Source organism: Marinobacter sp., assembly GCF_034669625.1.
Classification (GTDB): domain Bacteria; phylum Pseudomonadota; class Gammaproteobacteria; order Pseudomonadales; family Oleiphilaceae; genus Marinobacter.
Map to the genome: position 1 here is coordinate 62,013 of NZ_JAXMOY010000013.1, position 18,251 is coordinate 80,263.

At 53.2% G+C, this 18,251-nt stretch carries 20 protein-coding genes and 1 tRNA gene; 9 read left to right on the forward strand and 12 right to left on the reverse strand.

From position 1 onward, the window contains the following. The first annotated feature begins 2 nt into the window (after window positions 1-2). Window positions 3-830, forward strand: a complete 828-nt coding sequence (locus tag VOI14_RS11970) for a protein-glutamate O-methyltransferase CheR (protein WP_323752280.1) — start codon at window positions 3-5, stop codon at window positions 828-830. Between the two features lie 31 nt (window positions 831-861). On the opposite strand, the gene VOI14_RS11975 is transcribed toward VOI14_RS11970, so the two are convergent. Together VOI14_RS11975 and VOI14_RS11980 are read right to left on the reverse strand one after the other, a co-directional pair. Next, on the reverse strand, window positions 862-1,515 hold the full coding sequence (locus tag VOI14_RS11975) for a cupin domain-containing protein (protein WP_323752281.1): 654 nt from the start codon (window positions 1,513-1,515) through the stop codon (window positions 862-864). 18 nt (window positions 1,516-1,533) lie between these two features. Then, entirely contained in the window at window positions 1,534-2,064 is a 531-nt protein-coding gene (locus VOI14_RS11980) for a hydrolase (RefSeq protein WP_323752307.1), read from the reverse strand. 190 nt (window positions 2,065-2,254) lie between these two features. Here VOI14_RS11980 and VOI14_RS11985 point away from each other — a divergent pair. Next, a tRNA-Ser gene (locus VOI14_RS11985) sits at window positions 2,255-2,345 on the forward strand. 83 nt (window positions 2,346-2,428) lie between these two features. Here the strand turns inward: VOI14_RS11985 and VOI14_RS11990 are convergent. Next, window positions 2,429-3,373 carry a LysR family transcriptional regulator gene (locus tag VOI14_RS11990; protein ID WP_323752282.1) on the reverse strand — a complete coding sequence of 315 codons (945 nt, stop codon included), beginning with the start codon at window positions 3,371-3,373 and terminating at the stop codon, window positions 2,429-2,431. Between the two features lie 154 nt (window positions 3,374-3,527). On the opposite strand from VOI14_RS11990, the gene VOI14_RS11995 reads away from it, so the two are divergent. Together VOI14_RS11995 and VOI14_RS12000 are read left to right on the forward strand one after the other, a co-directional pair. Beyond that, a complete protein-coding gene (locus VOI14_RS11995) occupies window positions 3,528-4,988 on the forward strand; it encodes an AMP-binding protein (RefSeq protein ID WP_323752283.1) in 1,461 nt (486 codons plus the stop codon). 143 nt (window positions 4,989-5,131) lie between these two features. After that, window positions 5,132-6,100 carry a nitronate monooxygenase family protein gene (locus VOI14_RS12000; RefSeq protein WP_323752284.1) on the forward strand — a complete coding sequence of 323 codons (969 nt, stop codon included), beginning with the start codon at window positions 5,132-5,134 and terminating at the stop codon, window positions 6,098-6,100. A 141-nt stretch (window positions 6,101-6,241) separates the two neighbouring features. Here VOI14_RS12000 and VOI14_RS12005 read toward each other — a convergent pair whose 3' ends face one another. Beyond that, window positions 6,242-7,192 (reverse strand): AEC family transporter, encoded by a 951-nt coding sequence (locus VOI14_RS12005; protein ID WP_323752285.1) that lies wholly within the window; start codon window positions 7,190-7,192, stop codon window positions 6,242-6,244. A 209-nt stretch (window positions 7,193-7,401) separates the two neighbouring features. On the opposite strand from VOI14_RS12005, the gene VOI14_RS12010 reads away from it, so the two are divergent. Continuing rightward, window positions 7,402-7,806 (forward strand): DUF1330 domain-containing protein, encoded by a 405-nt coding sequence (locus VOI14_RS12010; protein WP_323752286.1) that lies wholly within the window; start codon window positions 7,402-7,404, stop codon window positions 7,804-7,806. On the opposite strand, the gene VOI14_RS12015 is transcribed toward VOI14_RS12010, so the two are convergent. Continuing rightward, complete coding sequence (locus VOI14_RS12015; protein ID WP_323752287.1) at window positions 7,807-8,151, reverse strand: branched-chain amino acid transporter permease; 345 nt, start codon at window positions 8,149-8,151, stop codon at window positions 7,807-7,809. Then, complete coding sequence (locus tag VOI14_RS12020) at window positions 8,144-8,848, reverse strand: AzlC family ABC transporter permease (protein WP_323752288.1); 705 nt, start codon at window positions 8,846-8,848, stop codon at window positions 8,144-8,146. Before VOI14_RS12020 ends, VOI14_RS12015 begins: the two co-directional genes overlap by 8 nt. Before the next feature lie 77 nt (window positions 8,849-8,925). Between VOI14_RS12020 and VOI14_RS12025 the strand changes: the two genes are divergently transcribed. The 4 genes from VOI14_RS12025 to pgsA all read left to right on the forward strand — a co-directional run bounded on the left by VOI14_RS12025 (window position 8,926) and on the right by pgsA (window position 12,390). Then, window positions 8,926-9,174 (forward strand): hypothetical protein, encoded by a 249-nt coding sequence (locus VOI14_RS12025; protein WP_323752289.1) that lies wholly within the window; start codon window positions 8,926-8,928, stop codon window positions 9,172-9,174. A 124-nt stretch (window positions 9,175-9,298) separates the two neighbouring features. Further along, on the forward strand, window positions 9,299-9,961 hold the full coding sequence (gene uvrY, locus VOI14_RS12030; protein ID WP_323752290.1) for a UvrY/SirA/GacA family response regulator transcription factor: 663 nt from the start codon (window positions 9,299-9,301) through the stop codon (window positions 9,959-9,961). Then, window positions 9,945-11,804, forward strand: coding sequence for an excinuclease ABC subunit UvrC (gene uvrC / locus VOI14_RS12035; protein WP_323752291.1), 1,860 nt, complete (start codon window positions 9,945-9,947; stop codon window positions 11,802-11,804). Before uvrY ends, uvrC begins: the two co-directional genes overlap by 17 nt. A 7-nt stretch (window positions 11,805-11,811) precedes the next feature. Beyond that, window positions 11,812-12,390 (forward strand): CDP-diacylglycerol--glycerol-3-phosphate 3-phosphatidyltransferase, encoded by a 579-nt coding sequence (gene pgsA, locus VOI14_RS12040; protein ID WP_323752292.1) that lies wholly within the window; start codon window positions 11,812-11,814, stop codon window positions 12,388-12,390. Between the two features lie 22 nt (window positions 12,391-12,412). Here the strand turns inward: pgsA and VOI14_RS12045 are convergent, their stop codons facing one another. The 6 genes from VOI14_RS12045 to thiP form a co-directional block, all read right to left on the reverse strand. Then, complete coding sequence (locus tag VOI14_RS12045) at window positions 12,413-13,024, reverse strand: ABC-type transport auxiliary lipoprotein family protein (protein WP_323752293.1); 612 nt, start codon at window positions 13,022-13,024, stop codon at window positions 12,413-12,415. Then, entirely contained in the window at window positions 13,021-13,959 is a 939-nt protein-coding gene (locus tag VOI14_RS12050; protein WP_323752294.1) for an MlaD family protein, read from the reverse strand. Before VOI14_RS12050 ends, VOI14_RS12045 begins: the two co-directional genes overlap by 4 nt. Continuing rightward, complete coding sequence (locus VOI14_RS12055) at window positions 13,959-14,780, reverse strand: ABC transporter ATP-binding protein (protein ID WP_323752295.1); 822 nt, start codon at window positions 14,778-14,780, stop codon at window positions 13,959-13,961. Before VOI14_RS12055 ends, VOI14_RS12050 begins: the two co-directional genes overlap by 1 nt. 3 nt (window positions 14,781-14,783) lie before the next feature. Continuing rightward, window positions 14,784-15,860, reverse strand: coding sequence for an MlaE family lipid ABC transporter permease subunit (locus VOI14_RS12060; RefSeq protein WP_323752308.1), 1,077 nt, complete (start codon window positions 15,858-15,860; stop codon window positions 14,784-14,786). A 111-nt stretch (window positions 15,861-15,971) separates the two neighbouring features. Beyond that, window positions 15,972-16,586: an ATP-binding cassette domain-containing protein gene (locus tag VOI14_RS12065; RefSeq protein WP_323752296.1), complete on the reverse strand. Its 615-nt coding sequence runs from the start codon at window positions 16,584-16,586 to the stop codon at window positions 15,972-15,974. Next, on the reverse strand, window positions 16,579-18,249 hold the full coding sequence (gene thiP / locus VOI14_RS12070; protein WP_323752297.1) for a thiamine/thiamine pyrophosphate ABC transporter permease: 1,671 nt from the start codon (window positions 18,247-18,249) through the stop codon (window positions 16,579-16,581). The genes VOI14_RS12065 and thiP overlap by 8 nt, the downstream gene beginning before the upstream one ends. Window positions 18,250-18,251: the final 2 nt, after the last annotated feature.

Consider the following 18,251-nt stretch of genomic DNA (forward strand, 5'->3'; position numbering starts at 1 on the left):
CAATGAACGCGGAAATAACGCCTCGGGAATACGAAGAATTCAAAACGTTCTTGCAGGATGCGTGTGGCATTTTGCTGGGTGATAACAAGCAGTATTTGGTCAAAAGCCGGCTGCGAAGAATTCTTGAAGATAACGGTTTGAGCTCTCTTGGAGAACTTCTCGAGCGACTGAAGAAGTCCGGACGTATGGGGCTTCGCGAAGTGGTGATTGACGCGATGACCACCAATGAGACGCTTTGGTTCCGGGATAATCATCCGTTCCGTATTCTTCAGGATAAATTGCTGCCGGAGTTTGCTGAACGTAAATCGTTACAGCCCCTGCGGATTTGGTCGGCTGCGTGTTCAACGGGGCAGGAGCCATACTCGGTTTCCATGGTGCTCGATGAGTTTCGGCAGACACGCCCGGGCAAGCTTCGGGACGTTCGTATAACGGCGACTGATATCTCCAAAAGTGTTCTGGAAGTCGCACGTAAGGGCGAATATGAAATGATCGCGATCGGTCGCGGTTTGTCACCGGAGCGCCAGAAACGCTACTTCAAGCCGTCAGTGAACGGTGGCTGGCAGATTAATGATCAAATCAAGGCGATGGTTGAGTTTAAAGAGCTGAACCTGCTCGAAAGGTATATGCTCGGAAAATTCGACATTATTCTGTGCCGCAATGTGTTGATCTACTTTTCGGCAGAATCGAAGAAAAGCATCCTGACTCGCCTGCACGGAGCGTTGAATCCAGGTGGCTACCTTATTCTTGGGGCGTCGGAGTCTCTAAATGGCTTGCCGGATCTGTACGAGATGGTGCAGTGCCAGCCGGGTATTATTTACCGCAAAAAATAGCTTCGGTGTGATCCGGGTGTATGCCACGGGTTTATTCCAGTGGCAGGTGGCCAGTCTTTACCCAAATTACGGTTTCTTTTTCCACAAAAGGATGGTGCTGGCTCATGTGTGGTGAGCGCATCCAAGTTCCTTTCGGGTACCGGCCGTTTTCGTCGCAAAACTCGCCCGATAACACCAGAATTTCCTCACCACCAAAATGCCGATGTGGCTGGAATACTTCGTTGGGTGGCCATTTCACCAGTGCAACGTGTTCGTGTTCGAAATCGTGCAGGGGCATGACTTTCAATCCGCCGATACCGGGTAACCACTCGGCCGTTGTGGTATCGATGCAGATTGTTGTGCGATCACGCTGGTCAAACTGGTGCAGTTTAACCAGTAGCGTACAACCTTCTTTGCTGAAGGGTGCGTGGCCGCTTCCCGGTGGGTTTCGGAGATAAGTTCCGGCCGGGTAGTGGCCATTTTCGTCGGAGAAAACGCCCTCAAGCACTAGGATCTCTTCGCCCAACGGGTGTTCGTGCCGGCTAAACGAAGCGCCCGGTGTGTATCGCACGATGCTGGTTGCATGCCCGCGTTCCGCTTCCTCGCGTGCCAAGGGCTTGCGCTCCACTCCGGCAGCAGGGCTGGGTGTCCAGTCAAGCTCGTGAGTGCGAATGACCACGCGTTGGGAAAAGTCCATGTTCAGCATAAGGGCGCTCTTTACTGGTTATTTGATCAGTTCTTGAATGTCGCGGAAGCGTGGATGCTTGCAGTCGCCCATCCATTCAAAGGCCACCATCTCGGTTGTCACGATCCGCGCTCCGCTTTGATGAAGGCGGTCGAGGGCGACATCCCGGTCGAAGTCATTCCGCGAACCAGTGGCATCCGCAACGACCCAAACCTTGTAACCAGCATCCAGTAAGCTTAAAGCGGTCTGCAGCATACAGACGTGGGTTTCGCATCCGCCAATAACAATCTGCTGGCGGCCTTCGGGTAGTTCATCGATGAGGTCGTCAGGGCAGGCGTCAAAGTGTGTTTTACCGATGGTGTTGTTGCATAGCTCACGAACCGATTCGACATTCGGGCCCAGCTTTTCGGGCAGCTGTTCAGTGCCAATCACAGGTACCTCAAGGAGGCCTGCAATGATCGCTAATGTTGTGCAGCGATCAACCACTTCCTCGCCCTGGCTGATCGCCGGCATCAGTTTCTCTTGTACGTCGATCAGCAGTAGGGTGGATTGCGTGGCTTTCATCAGCATCATCTTTCTCCAAAATAGGCGGGTCTAAGGTTGTTAAGCATAGCGAAATTACCGGGCTAATAGGGCGTGCCGGATGGTTCTAAATAAAATTTCAGTGATTTTCACAGATACGGTTGCCAAACGCGGTCAAAACAATTAAAGTTTGCGCCCTCAAATGCGCGACGACGTCGCTGATTTGAAACAGTTTATTGGAGAGGTGGCCGAGTGGCTGAAGGCGCACGCCTGGAAAGTGTGTATACGTTAATAGCGTATCGAGGGTTCGAATCCCTCCCTCTCCGCCAAATTAAGGTCCTGATTTGTAAAAATCAGGACCTTTTTTTTATTGGGACATACCACGGGAAGATTCCCGTCTTCCTGGTTAGTCTTAGGCGTCGTTAAACTGCCCCTTCAGCATCTTTCCTACAGCGCCATTTTCTGAAAAGGCCTGCTTGATAAAGTCCATCAAAGATCTGACTGTCTGGGAAGGGTATAGGCTCGGGGCTGTGATCAGAAACATCTTGTTACCCCACATTTCCGGGTCTGAATCAAATCCCTCGAGCGATCTCACCAGCGCGCCAGAATTAAGCTCTTCACTGATCAGGTAATAAGGCAGCACGCCGATACCATTACCCGAAATAATGGATCGCTTGAGAAAATTCATGTCGGCGCACTGCAACTTCGGCAATAGATCCACGACATGCCGTTCGTGCGACTGTTGCGAGAAAAAGCTAAGGGTCAGTCGGTTGTGCCGGACCGGCGGTGTCACCAGGTCATGCTCGGTGAGTTCCGAAGGCGTTGCTGGGCTGCCGCGCTGCTCGATATAGTCAGGAGAGATACACGGAACCCACTCGATACGTGAAAGCTCGCGGGCCACGTAGTGTTCGGGAGGCGAGTTGGCAACCCGAATGGCAATATCCACCTCCTCGTCGAGTAGGTCGTAGATTCGGTTATTGAACGTAAGCTCCATTGTTACACCCGGGTGCGCTTTACTGAACTCAAGCAGGGCGGGCCCCAGTGTTAGCTGCCCAAGACCGATTGGAACACTGACTCTCACATGGCCCCTTAAGTTTCGACCCATATCCAGAACCGTAGCTTCGAGTGCTGACAGTTCCTGGGTGACTTTGACCGCATGTTCATACATAGCCCAGCCGATTTCTGTCGGCTCCAGCCTGCGCGTGGTTCTTCTGAGAAGCTGTACGCGATGATCCGATTCCAGCTTTTTAAGCCGGCGGCTGATGTTTGAACGGCTGGTATTCATTCGCTGGGCCGCGGCGCTCATGCTGCCAGACTCGACAATGGCAACCAGGGCCTCTAAGTCCTTGATCTCCAATGGTTGCTCCAGATTGTTGCAGATAATGCAACAGTGTGGGCTATGTTTTGTGCATTGTCGAGTGCCAGGGGGTGGCATAGAGTGTTTGCGCAGGTCGCCGTCGCTTAAGGCACCGCCATATAAAATCTGGATAACCAAAATAACAGGATAGAAAATGACAGCTAAGCTCATCTTTGAAGACAAAGCTCACTCGGAGTCTGAAGTACAACAGCGAGGGCTTAAACTGGCAGGTGGCCTGACCGCACTTGGCTTGAATGAAGGTGACGTTGTCGCTGTCATGATGAGAAACCATCCAGCCTTCATCGATGTCATGATTGCTTGCCGCACAATCGGGATCTACCACTGTGCGATTAACTGGCACTTCAAAGCCGGGGAAGCGCTTCATATTCTGACTGACTCAAATGCAAAAGCCATCGTTATTCAGGCGGAATTCCTAAGCGAGGTTGAATCGATTATTCCTGAGGGCATCCCTGTCCTGGTGGTGGATTCCAATAGCGGCGCGCAGCAGGATTACGATCAGTGGTTGGTCCAGCAGCCTCCGTATGAAGGCCCCGCGCGCGAGCCCCGCGGGATGATGCCCTACACGTCAGGCACCACGGGCAACCCAAAGGGTGTTCGCCGTATGCCTTTTACCCCTGCTTTAATGCCCTTGATCAAGGAGCTCTCTGAGGAAGGCTGGGGGGTCAAGGAGGGGGTCCGGGTTTTGATGCCTGCTCCGCTTTATCATAGCGCACCTAATAATATGACCCAGCAGACCATACTGTTTGGCGAGTTGTTGGTGCTCACTCAGGGCTTTGATCCCGAGAATATTTTGCGCCTGATTGAAGCGCATAAAATTACCACGGTTTACCTAGTCCCGATTATGTATGTGAGGTTGTTGCGACTGCCGGATGAGATCAAGCAACGTTACGACATTTCATCAGTCAATTTTGTGGCTTCAACAGGGGCGCCTTGTGCACCTGAGGTTAAAGCATCGATGATTGAGTGGTGGGGCCCGGTCATCTATGAAACTTATGCTTCCAGTGAAACTGGCATGCTGACAATTCAGAAACCTGAGGACGTACTTAAAAAGCCGGGTAGTGTCGGTAAGCCAGTGGTTGGGGCTGATATAAAAATCATTGATGAGAATGGTAATGAATGCCCTAGCGGTGAAGCTGGCGTTATATACGGGCGCCAGCCAGCCTATCCGGATTTTACGTATCAGAATAATCAGAAAGCCAGAGATGAATCCGCATACGGTGATCTTGTAACGGTTGGCGATGTCGGGTATTTCGATGAAGACGGTTACTTATATGTCTGTGACCGCATCTCCGATATGGTGATTTCAGGAGGCGTCAATATTTATCCTGCTGAAATAGAACATGCAATACTGGAAGTCGATGGTGTTCAGGATTGCGCTGTGATCGGCGTTCCAGATCAAGAGTTTGGCGAATCACTATTGGGATTGATTAAGTTCCAAAATCCAGCATCTGACACGGTCTCCGCGATCAGAAAGCACCTTGAGAGTCGGCTGGCAAAGTATAAGGTGCCCCGCGAAATCACCCTTGTTGACAATATGGCGAGAGATGAAAACGGAAAGATATCAAAAAAGAAATTAAAGCAGCAGTTCGCCTAAATTTAAAGTCCGTTAAATAAATGCGTAATAGAGAATAATAGCAAGCTATTACGCAACGGAGAGGTTCATCTGTATTTTTCCCTGACAGTGGGCTGAGCTCTTATGAACTTTAAAAATGAATCAATAATAAATGGAGTATTGAGATGAGTCTTCCCGATGTGCTTAAAGATAAACTGACATTGCCAGTGATTTGCTCTCCATTGTTTATAATTTCCACTCCGAAATTGGTCATTGAGCAGTGCAAGGCTGGTCTTGTGGGCTCATTTCCAGCGCTGAACGCGCGGCCTGCAGAAAAGCTGGATGAATGGTTGACCGAGATTAAAACGGAGCTGGCGGCCTATCAAGAGGAAAACCCGGAGGCCAAGGTTGGGCCTTTCGCGGTTAACCAAATTTGTCATGGTTCTAATGATCGGTTAAAGCAGGATATGGAGGTCTGCGTCAGGCACCAGGTTCCTATCATCATAACCAGCTTGCAGGCGTCCTCAATGGTTATTGAGGCGGCGCATAGCTATGGCGGGTTAGTCTTTCACGATGTGATTAACGTGCGGCATGCAAAGAAGGCAATTGCTGCGGGGGTTGATGGGTTGATCCTGGTGACCGCCGGTGCGGGTGGACATGCTGGTACCTTAAGCCCCTTCGCATTGCTGACCGAAATTCGCAGCTTCTATAACGGCCCGGTTATCCTCGGTGGCTCCATCACTAAAGGTAATCACATTCTTGGTGCGCAAGTGTTGGGGGCAGATTTGGCGTATATGGGTACCCGCTTTATCGCCACTGAAGAAGCCAATGCGGATCAGGGTTACAAAGATATGATTGTGAGTTCCTCTGCCTCTGATGTGGTTTACTCCAATTTGTTCACGGGGGTTCATGGTAATTACCTCCGAGGCAGTATAGAAAATGCCGGGCTGGATCCGGATAACTTGCCAGAGTCGGATAAAAGTAAAATGTCCTTTGGCTCTAAGGGAAGTAGTAAGAGCAAGGCATGGCGCGATATATGGGGCGCTGGCCAGGGTGTCGGAGGAATAAACAAGCTCACAACTGTTTCGAACGTTGTGGCAACTCTTAAAGATGAATACGAAACGGCACGGGCGGGCATGGCGCAACTTAATTGAGATAGAAGCCCTGCGCAGAGGTGATGAGAAGGTGATTGAGGCCGGTACGATGTATACGGATAAACTTTGTCCTTCTCAGCCAATACGACACCCCAGCAGGCATGCTGGGGTTTTTTGTTTGTGAGTAAGACCCAGGTTGCTTCAACCTAACCCGGTGGTCCTTAAGGCGAAAACTCCAAGGGTTACTGTAACGCTCGCCATCAATGTCGTCAGGGCGATAATGTTGGCCGCCATGCGATCATTGCCTCCCAGCGCCTTCACCATCACAAAGCTGGCCGCAGCCGTTGGGCTGGCAAAGAAGAGGAACATCAGCCCCAGTTCGCGCCCTTCGAATCCCAGCAGCCATGCTGCGAAAGTACAGGCGACCGGCAGGGTTACCATCTTCCACATCGCAGAGCCCAGAGCAGGCCCGCTGTCGTTCCGAATCGATTTCAATGATACGGCGCCGCCAATGCAAAGTAGGGCGAGTGGAAGGGTGAGCGAGGCGAAGTAGTCGCCGCTGGTCATCACCCACTCTGGTGGCGTTACTTCCAGTCCAGCGAAGGGGATTGCGATCACCACGGCGATAATGAGAGGGTTGCGTATGATGTCTCGCAGAGTTGTGGAAACATTCATTTCTTTGCCGGGTTGGTACGCAAGCAGCACCACGACCGACAGTATGTTGTAGGAAATGATGACCAGGCCGAGTAATATCCCCCCGGCTGAGAGGCCGTAATCTCCGTAGAGGTTGGCGGCTAGCGCCAGGCCAACAATGCCGCAATTCCCTCGAAACGCACCTTGCACGTAAACTCCGCGGTCATCTCTGGGTACACGTCGAATGGCCCAAAGCCAGGCTGCAATAAAGCTCCCAAGTGTGGCTGCTAAGTAAAACAGCAGCATGCTGACGTTCAGTGTGGCGCTTAAGTCGGCTTTGATGATGGCAAGGAAAATCAGGGTAGGTAAGGTGGCCTTGAACACCAGTGCCGACGCGGTCGAAATGAAGTTCTGGTCAATCCAGCCGATCCGGCGGAGCCCGAGTCCAAGGAAAACCATGGCAAAGACAGGCAGGGTGGTTTCCAGTGTATAGCTGAACGTGGCTAGTAATTCACTCAAAGTACAGTACTCTCGGCATATCGTTGGTGATTAAAAAGACCCTTGTTAGTCAGATCTTCCGTTAGATTTGTGTGCAAGCCCGCCCGATGCTTTGGACGGCAGAGGCCATCATCAAAAATGTATCCATGTGCATGGCCGGGCATTTTGGTTTATTGTGCGATGGTACGTGGGAAGCGTGGCTCCCCTATCACAAATGAATAAGGACACTTATGACGACCGTCGACCCCTCTCAGGAAGAGCTGAAACAGATCCTGCAGGAAACTCCTAAAGATCAACCGGTAGTCATGCTTAACTTACTGCGATTCCGTGACCGAGCGGAATACCAGGATGAAAGTGAAGAATGCTCCGGCCGTGATGCCTACAAACGTTACATGAAAGAAGCGGCCGAATGTGTCAAAGCTGTCGGAGCCGAAGTCATTTGGTCAGGTCGTAGCGTTGGTTCTTTGATTGCGCCGCCGGACGAAGCCTGGGATCAGGTGTTACTGGTACGATACCCCTCGACGGATGCCTTTCTTGCTATGATCGAAAACCCCGATTACAAAGGGGTTCTCAAGCACAAAACAGCCGCACTTGAAGATTCCCGGCTGGTGGCAAACGTAGAAGGCAAGGTTTAATCAGAGCCCCGCAGCAACGACTCCGGTTTGCTGGATAGCCATGTAGGCGATGGTGCCTGTCGCAATTGACAGCAACGCATTACCTCGCCAAAGGTGAACCGCCACGACGAGCAAGCCCGGTATCAGGGCGTCTAATCCTATCATTCCTGAGTTCCAGTTACCCGACCGCTGTAAAAACACCGTGGCCAAAAGAGCCATAACCGCTGCTGGCAAAAAACGCCCGAGGTGTTTGATAAGCGGGTGCTCGGTATGGCGCTCGAAAAACAGAAAAGGGACCACGCGGGTGGCGAAGGTGGCTAAAGCAGTGACAGCAACAAACGCGACCAGATAATAGCTTTCACTCATGGTTGACCTCTGGCTCCAGAACGGAAGGGCGCTGGTAACGGTACTGCAGGAGCAGCACGGCGGTAACAATAGCGATAGCGGCAATCAGCTGGTGTGTAGCGGGTATTAGCAGCATGGCAACGCCTGCAGCCAAAGCACCGGTCCAGATCGGAAAGCCGTTTCCCAAGGCTTTGAATTGCTCGATGGTCAGTACGATAAACAGGGCGACGAGAGCGAACTCGATACCGGTGCTGTTAAACGCGACCCATTCGCCTAAGAGGGCGCCCAGTGTGCAGCCAGCAATCCAATACAGTTGATTGAAGGCGGTAATGCGAAAATCGATCTCCTGCTCTCGGCGAGTATCCGTTGAACGAGTCCTGCTAGTGAGTAGCGAATAGGTCTCGTCGGTAAGTCCGAAAATAAGGTACCCTTTACGCCAGCCCGCACCACGGAATTGCCCAAGCAAAGACAGGCCGTAAAATAAATGACGGGCATTGAGAACCAGCATAGCGACGGCCACTTCTATTAGCCCGGCATTGACTGCCAGCAGACTGACGGCGAGGATTTGCCCCGCGCCTGCGTAGATAACAAGGCCCATCAGGGGGGCTATCCACCATGCGTAATCCAGTTGTGTGGCGAACAACACGCCGAAGGCCATCCCCAGCGGCAGGTAGCCAAACAAGATAGGTAGTGTTAGCTTGAAAACGTTCTGATTCATTAGCATCCAAACTTTGTGAAAGGCACGATGATAATGAATTGCTTGCGGGTTTTGAAGGTAGCGTTAAAGGATTGATGATGAGTAATTATGCCAGTGGACCTGAGCCGGATCCGCGTCAGGAAAAGTTTATCGTGGAAGCCAGCTTACTCACTGAGGACCAGCTTGAAGGGCTAGCTGAGGAGTATTGCACCCGATACCACGGATTGAACGATACAGAAGACCCGTTGGCAGAGCGCAGCCGCGTGCTTTCGGCGATTCGTCAGGGGGAACTTGTGGTGTGGTTTGACCCGGTCGAAAACACGGCAAGCTTGGGCTCCCCGGTCTGACGCACTAAACTTCGCGTTGTAAGGTTTGACGTATGCCAAGGTTTTGAGCACCTTGCCTATGCGATGGATTCGGTAATCGGTACAATTAATACGCGTTATTTATTTCCTGTTGGTGAGGTGAGCTTTGATCAGGGTTCTGGTTGTTGATGACCACGAGTTGGTACGCTCCGGTATTACCCGTATGTTGGCTGACAATCCTGACCTCGATGTGATCGGTCAGGCGTCTTCGGGTGAAGATGCGATTGATTTCGTTCGCAATGCGCGGCCGGATATCGTTCTGATGGATATTCGCATGCCGGGTATTGGCGGCCTGGAAGCCACACGCCGGATTATCAGGTTGGATGATTCTATTCGAATCATTGTGGTTACCGCCTGCGCAGACGATCCATACCCGGCTCGCGTGATGCAAAGCGGCGCTGCGGCTTATATCACCAAGGGCGCGGATATCCAGGAAATGGTGCGTGCCATTCGTAAAGCCCATTCCGGTCAGCGCTACATTAGCCCTGAAATTGCTCAGAAAATGGCGCTGAATTCCCTGGGTGGCGGGGATCGGGATGAGGATGGCGAGCTGTCAAAGTTTGAACGTTTGTCAGAACGGGAAATGCAGATTGCCATGATGGTGGTGGAGTGTCAGAAGGTTCAGGATATTTCTGATAAGCTCTGCTTGAGCCCGAAAACCGTGAACAGTTACCGCTACCGGATTTTCGAAAAGCTCGAGATATCCAGCGATGTAGAATTGGCTCTGATGGCAGTACGGCTTGGATTGCTGGATGCCGACACCGTCTGAACCAAACCACAGCCTCGGGGAGTTCGACAGCAAAAGCTTCCTGAAACAACTCTCTGAACGCGCCGGTGTCTATCGTATGTACGATAGTGCAGGGGCCATCCTGTATGTCGGTAAAGCACGAAATCTGAAAAACCGCGTAAGCAGTTACTTCCGAAAAACGGGTTTGGCGCCCAAAACCGAAGCATTGGTCGGCAAGATTCAATCCGTTGAAATTACCGTCACCGGCAGCGAAACCGAAGCCCTTCTGCTTGAGCAGAATCTCATCAAGTCCCTGAGGCCGCCCTATAACATTCTGCTTCGGGACGACAAATCTTACCCCTATATTTACCTTTCATCGCACGACGATTACCCGTCTCTGACCTTTCGCCGAGGTCGGACGAAAAAAGGGGGCGGGACCTGGTTCGGGCCCTTTCCCAGCTCCGGCGCGGTCAAGGAAAGTCTTAATATTCTACAAAAGGTATTTAAGATAAGATCATGTAATGAAAGCTATTTTAAAAACAGAAATAGACCTTGTCTTCAGTATCAGATTAACCGGTGCACCGCGCCTTGTGTTGAGTACATTAGCCCAGAGGAGTACCGGCAGGACATCCGGCGAGCCACCATGTTTTTGGAAGGCAAGAACCCCGCGATCATTCGCGATTTGATGAGCGCAATGGAGGAGGCATCCTCAAAACTTGAGTTCGAGAAGGCTGCCACGTATCGCGATCAGGTAACCCACTTGCGCCATGTTCAAGAGCAGCAGTCGGTTGATGGTGAGGGCGGTGATGCCGATGTGATTGCGGTTGCTCAGGAAGCCGGCGTCGTGTGTATCGTGGTGATCATCGTGCGGGGCGGTCGCGTTTTGGGCACCAAAGATTACTTTCCGAAGTTTTCTTTGGAACAGACTGACGGCGAGTTGTTGGCATCGTTTTTGGGTCAGTATTATTTTGGCGGTGACACCCGCCGGGAAATTCCGAACGATATCTTGGTGCCGGTGAAAGTCGAGGGCCAGGAACTTCTGGCCGAAGCGCTGTCGGAAGCTGCAAACCGCGAAACCCGAGTTCGAGGTAATGTGCGGGGTGAACGGAAACGCTGGCTTGAGCTTGCCATGACCAACGCTCAACAGACGCTTCTGACCCACCTTGCCAGCAAGGAGACGGTCTATCGCCGATTGCTGGCATTGCGGGACCTGCTTGAACTAGCCGAAACGCCCAGTCGGATGGAATGTTTTGATATCAGCCACAGTCACGGGGAAAATACCGTCGCATCCTGTGTGGTTTTCGACGAGAATGGCCCTCTTAAAAGCGACTATCGGTTGTACAACATTGAAGGCGTGAAAGCCGGTGATGACTATGCCGCTATGAGACAGGTTCTAACCCGTCGCTACCGCCGATTAGCTAATGGCGAAGGTAAAAAGCCTGATTTAGTATTTATCGATGGCGGTAAAGGCCAGTTGAATATTGCACGGGAAGTGTTTGAACAACTGGGAATTTCAGATATTCCGTTAATTGGTGTGGCTAAGGGTGTCACTCGACGGGCTGGCATGGAACAATTGATCGATGCGATGACCGACGTAGTCTTTAGGGTTCCAGCCGATTCACCGGCGTTGCACCTGATTCAGCACATACGTGACGAGTCGCATCGGTTCGCGATTACCGGCCATCGGGCGCGTCGGGATAAAAAACGCCGGCAGTCCACCCTGGAGGGTATCGAAGGCGTAGGACCTAAGCGCAGGCGAGAATTGATACGTTACTTCGGTGGTATACAGGGTATCCAAAAAGCCGGAGTGGATGAGATTGCTAAGGTGCAAGGCATCAGCAAAGCCTTGGCCGAAACCATTTACGCAGCACTGCATAACGAATAGGAACACCATGAATTTACCAAACCTGATTACCCTGTCTCGCATCGTGATGATCCCGGTGTTCGTGGTGGTTTTCTATTTACCCGCGAGCTGGAGCTACATGGCGAGTGCAGCGATTTTTGCACTGGCAGGGATTACGGACTGGCTGGATGGTTATCTGGCGCGGCGACTGAACCAAAGTACACCGTTCGGTGCGTTTTTGGACCCGGTCGCGGATAAGTTGATGGTGGCTGTGGCGCTGGCAGTTTTGATTGAAGAATATTCGGCAGTCTTGTTGACCATCCCAGCGACGATCATTATCGGCCGTGAAATCGTGATTTCCGCTTTGCGGGAATGGATGGCCGAAATCGGCAGCCGTGGCAGTGTGGCGGTTTCTTATATCGGTAAGATCAAAACCACGGCTCAGATTTCAGCCATTGTTGGTTTGCTCGCGTTCCCGCCGGGGAATTTTCTGGCTGACGTGGCAATCGGGTTGTTGTATGTGGCGGCTGTACTGACGCTGTGGTCGATGTACCTATACTTGCATGCTGCTTGGGACGACCTGTTCCCGAAAGCGGGTGAGGCGGCTAAGGAAAGTGGCGAGGTTTAAACTCGCTTTCCTTAGGGCCGATTTACTGTGCCTGTTGAACACAGCTCCACAGCCACTCAGTAAGTTCATAAGCCAGAAGGTTGCCCGCCCGGGAAAACGCTTCCACCGCTGAATCCAGATCAGCGCCTGCAGACGGTTCTTCAATCGCCCAGTTGTTGATACACAGACTCTCGCTGCTGCGGTTCCCGGTGAGTTCGGCGTGTAACTGGAGGGTTACCTGATACTCATTGGACTTCTGGTCTACGTGAAACGCCGAGAGTTCCGTTAACAGGGTTAGCCCGGTTGTTGCCGCACTGGTGTCGACCACAATGTTTCGGAACCCCTGGCTGTTCCGCAGGTGTTGAGCTAGATGGTCGCGGATCACCACCGGTGAGCTGTCTCTCCAGCGGGCTTTTTTGTATACCAGGAACTCGTAAGGTGTGGGCTTTATCAGAATGCTGGAGCTGTCCACCGGATCGGAAGCCAATGGCGTAACAACGCGAATATTGACCGGTAACGCTTGGTCGAATGTTGCTTGCGATGGTACACCCGCCAAACTCATCACTCGGGGTGGTTCAGGCCGGGGAATAACGGTGCAAGCGGTGGTGGTCAACACTGTCGTAACGACAGCAAGCCGGGCCAGACCAGTGTTCATTGCTCAAACTCCTTGATGGTTGACCGGCCCCATAGAGCGCCTGCTGGGTCTTGCTCGAGCCTGCGTGTCAGGTTGTTCAGGGTGCGCAAGGTGGTTCTAAGCTCTCTCAGTGCAGGGTCAAGCTGTGACAGCCCTTGAAGCCCCGAATCCAAGGCGTGCTCATTGTTGGCGGTGATCCGGTTGACGCGTTCCAGAGAGGGCTGCAGGGTTGAGATTGCAGTATCCATTGCGCCCAGCACCGGAACAACCTGGTTGTTGAGTACGGCGCGGGTATTGTCGGAGACGCCAGAGACCTTTATAGCCGCTTCCTCTGCCCGTACTGCGGCGGTATTAAATTGTTCCATCAGCGCAATAAGTGCTTCACGGTTGGCGAGGAGAGACTCGCTTGCCTCTCGTGCGTTGCCAAGCAGGGCCGAGACATTATCGACGTTCTCGGTAGCCAGTAAGCGGTTCATGTTGGTGAGAAGCCGTTCTGCCTGAGCGAGCAGGGCCTCGCCGTTATTCAGCAGGTTGTTTAGTGCCGATGGTTCCGCGAGAATTAATGGCGGATTATCACGGTCCCCCTGAACCTGGGGGCTTTCAGGTGTGCCACCGGTAAATTGGATGCTCATGCTACCGGTGATGTTTGCCAATATCAGCCCCGCTTTGGTGTTCTTGCGAACGGGAACTTCCTTGTGAACACGAACCAGCACTCGAACATGGGCTGGGTTATCCGGCGCCAGCGTGAGGTCCAGAACATCGCCTACCTGAATGCCGCTGTAAAGAACCGGATTCCCTTGGGTCAGACCGCTGACAGGGTGGTCAAAGCCAATCTGATAGTAGGCCCATTCCCGGTCGGCAGAGGATTTTCCAAGCCACAGCGCGAACAGAAGGGCGGCCGCCACCGCTGCCAGCGTGAAAAATCCAATAACAACGTGGTGGGCCTTTGGCTCCATTAACTGAACTCCTGTTGTGCCAGCTTGCTTCCGGCGGCGATGGCTGCCCGCCCCCGGGGGCCGTGAAAATACTCCTGCACCCAAGCGTCATCGGTTTGGGCAACTCGGTCAAGGGTGTCGGCGACCAAAACTTTTCGTTGCGACAACACCGCCACACGGTCACAGGTCGAGTAGAGCGTGTCTAAATCGTGGGTGACCAAGAAAACCGTTAACCCCAGCGCCTTGCTCAGAGTAACGATCAGCCCGTCAAATGCAGCCGCGCCAATAGGGTCCAGGCCAGCGGTTGGTTCATCCAGAAACAGAATCTCCGGGTCCAGCGCTAGGGCGCGAGCCAGCGCCGCGCGCTTTACCATGCCTCCGGACAGCTCGGACGGGTATTTCAAGGCGGCTTCGGGGGCTAATCCGGTAAGCGCGAGTTTCATGCGGGCTAGCTCTTCCGCCTCAGCCCGCCGCAGCCCTGCGTGCTCCATCAGGGGCACCGAGATGTTCTGGACCAGATTCAGTGATGTAAACAAGGCGCCGCCCTGAAAAAGCACCCCGAAACGTTGCTCGTATAACGAGCGCTCCGTGGCTGACAGCTCGGTCAGATCCACATCGAAAACACGGATATGGCCGGCGCTCGGTGTATTCAGCCCCACGATGGTTCTCAAAAGAACCGATTTGCCGGTCCCTGAGCCGCCAACCACACCCAAGATCTCGCCCGCATATAAGTCGAGATCCAGGTCATCGTGAACGACATGGCTACCAAAGCGATTACGCAAGCCCCGTACTTGAATGATCGGCTTGCCCGGGGCATGACGCTGCGCAAGAGGTTCGGTCATACGCTACCAGCCCATTTCCATAAAAAACAACGCGGCGATGGAATCCAATAGAATCACCATGAAAATCGACTGCACCACGCTTGAAGTGGTGTGCTCTCCCACGGATTGAGCACTGCCAGAAACCTTGAATCCTTCGAGACAGCCGATGACCGCGATGAGAAATGCAAATACCGGGGCTTTGCCAATGCCCACCAAAAAGTGCGTTAAGCCGATGTCCCTTTCAACGATTGCCATATATTGACTCGGTGGAATGTCCAACGTAATGGCGCACACCACCGCGCCGCCGATCAAACCTGAAATCATGCCAACAAACGTCAGTACCGGTAGGCTCACCATCATCGCCAATACCCGGGGAACGACCAGTAATTCCACGGGGTTCAGGCCCAGCGTGCGAATGGCGTCCAATTCCTCGTTGACCTTCATGGCACCGATGTGTGCGGTAAAAGAGCTGGCGGTGCGGCCGGCTAATAAAATCGCGGCCAACAGCACACCAAATTCACGAAGGAACGAAAACGCTACGAGGTTCACGGTGTAGATGGTTGCACCAAAATCCTGCAACACGGTCGCGCCCAGAAAGGCGACGACAGAGCCTACTAGAAAGGTGAGTAACGCCACAATGGGCAGGGCGTTGAGCCCGGTGTCGTGCACGGCAGCCACAAACGACGTGAAACGCCAGCGACTTGGCCGTGGCAATATGTAAAACAGCGTGGACAGGGTTTCACCAATGAAGCCGGCTAAAAGCCAGAGTAGGTGGGCTACGGCAGTCACTTTCTGGCCGATATCTGCCAGAAAGCCGAGTATCGGGTTTACCTTGGGAGGGCGGAAAACCTCGGCCTCCATGGCTGAAGCAACCGCGGTAATTAGCGCTTGTTGTTCGGTGGCAACATCGGAGTTGTCCAGTGCCTCAACCAACGCTGAGCTTCCCGCCAGCTTCACAAGTAAGGAAGCGCCTGCGGTATCCACTCGAGTAAGTCCCGAGACATCCAGTGTGACGTTAGAGAGGTCGTTCTCTTGAGCGGTTTGGATCAGGCGGGATAGGGCAGTGTAATGAGATAACGTCCAGTCGCCACTGAGCACCAATGATGCGCCGCTAAGCTCAACATAGCCTGCGGCTTGCTCTGGTGATGTCGAAGGATGTCCGGAATGGATCGCCACTGAATAAAACCAGCCCTGTAACAGTTCACTCCAAGCTTAGAGATTCCAGTAGTGGTCTGCCAATAACTTTCGGTCATCTTCGTCGTGGCTGGCGAGAATCAAGGCGACTCCCCGTGACTTTTCTTCCAACAGCATGGATCTCAGGCTGGCTTTTGCCTCAGTGTCCAAGCCCGTCAGCGGTTCATCCAGAAGCAGCAACGGTTGTCGACGAAGAATCGCTCTCACCAATGCCACTCGCTGTCTTTGCCCGCCGGAAAGATCGCCGGGCATCCTCGTTCCAAAAGCTGCAAGCCCGGTGCGCTCAAGCCCCTGTTGTATCTCCTTGGTTTGTTCAGGGGTTAGCTTTAAGCCCGGATGAAGCCCCAGGCCAATGTTGGTAGCAACGTCCAGGTGTTCAAACAGGTTGTGTTCCTGAAACACGGTGGTCACTGGACGGTTCCAGGGCTCTAGTTGCTCAATGGCCTTTCCTTCCCAATGGATTGTTCCTGAATCGGGCTGGAGGAAACCGGCAATCAGATTCAGTAGTGTGGTTTTGCCACTGCCACTGGCACCATGAATCGCCACACAATGGCCGGGCGCCAGGGAAAAGTGATACTCCCAGCCGTCGGTTTGACCCGGGTAGCGAAAACACAGGTGTTTCACATCAAACATGCTTGGGCTCCAGAGCGGCTTCAGGCAATCGTTTTTTTTGAAGGTGCGCGGGCGGGCGGCCAATGGCGGAGAGTAGGCCGAAAATAAACACCAGTAACATTAGTAACCATAACCCGGTGCCGGCGGCTGCGGATACCTGATAACTGCCCAGTTGTTGGTATAGCAAAACAGGCAATGTTGGTTGGCCGGGACTTCCAAAGAGTGCGATTACCCCGAAATCCCCCATCGAAAGCGCAATGCCATACGCCAGACCCAGTGCCATCGGGCGGCGTAACAAGGGCCAATAAATCCGGCGCCAGCGGTACCAGCCCAGTATGCCCAATTGATCTGCTACACGAAGGGAATGGCTGTCCAGACCGTTCAGTGGGCCACGTAGAATCTGAATAACGAAGGGAAGCGCCATCAAGCTGTTGATTAAAGCGACTAACACCCATCCCTGAGTGTGGTTGCCAAGGCCCGGGCGAAGCAACAGGAACAGTCCGGTCCCGAGCACGATGGGCGGGACAATCAACGGCAAGTAGCCCGTCGTTGTAGGAATGGCTTTCATAATTGGATTTTTGGTTTTGTTGATGGAAGCCAAAATCATTAATGACGCGGCAACCGAACCAAACCCGGCTGGCAAGGCAATCAACAGGCTTCGCCCGGTTGCGGGCAAGAGTTGTTCGTATATTGAGTGGGCAGTATTCAACGCCAGCAGTGCGGGTAAGCCGCGAATGCCGATGGCGAGTAATGGCAGCAGCAAGAATAGGCTGAACACAAGCAGCAGGGCCGCAGAAAGTAAGTGTTGGGCTGGCCAGGGCTTCAGGGGAACTGAGTGCGAGAGTTGCCTGTTCGGTAATAGGGACGATTCCAGCCGTTGGCGGAAGACTAACCACCATAGCCCGCCGCAAATCAGAAGTTGTATAACCGCTAGAACCGCTGCTTGTGGAAAATCGAATTCAAATCGCAACGCTTGATAAATCGCCACTTCCAGTGTGGTAGCCGCGGGACCGCCGCCGAGCGTCATGATGATGGCGAAACTGGTAAAACATAAAGTGAAAACCAGAGCGCTTAATCCCGGCAACACGGGGCGAAGGGCAGGCCACTCAACCGAGCGCCACAGCCACCAGCCCCGAAGTCCAAGTTGCGAGGCGATCCGCAGGCGAGAAGGCGGTATTGTTTCGAGTGATTGCAGCATCACTCGTGCGGCCAGAGGGGCGTTGAAGAAAATGTGCGCCAGCAATATGCCGTTCAGTCCATAGAGGTTCCAGCCATGCCCGGGGAACCATTCGTTCAGTAAACCGGTACCCCAGCCTTGGCGACCGTAAACTCCGATAATTCCGGACACCGCTACGATGGTGGGCAGCACTAAACTGAGTTCCATCACCCGGAGTAATGCCGAGCGGCCCGGAAAACGCCGGTATCTTGCCAAAGTACGGGCGACAGGGAGTGCCAGTGCAAGACTGAGCAAGACAGACAGCATGGCCTGCCATACCGTAAACCACACCACACCCCGCAAATAGCGACTGTTGAATACCGTCGAGAGATCAAGGCCGCCTGCGGTTATCAACATACTGCCGAGGCCGAGGGCGACCAAGATCACTAACGCCAACCCAAGTAGCTGGCCGGGGATGAGCTGCCAGCCGGGGTGGCTCAAAGGCGCCGGGGGAGGTGTGGAGCGCATAG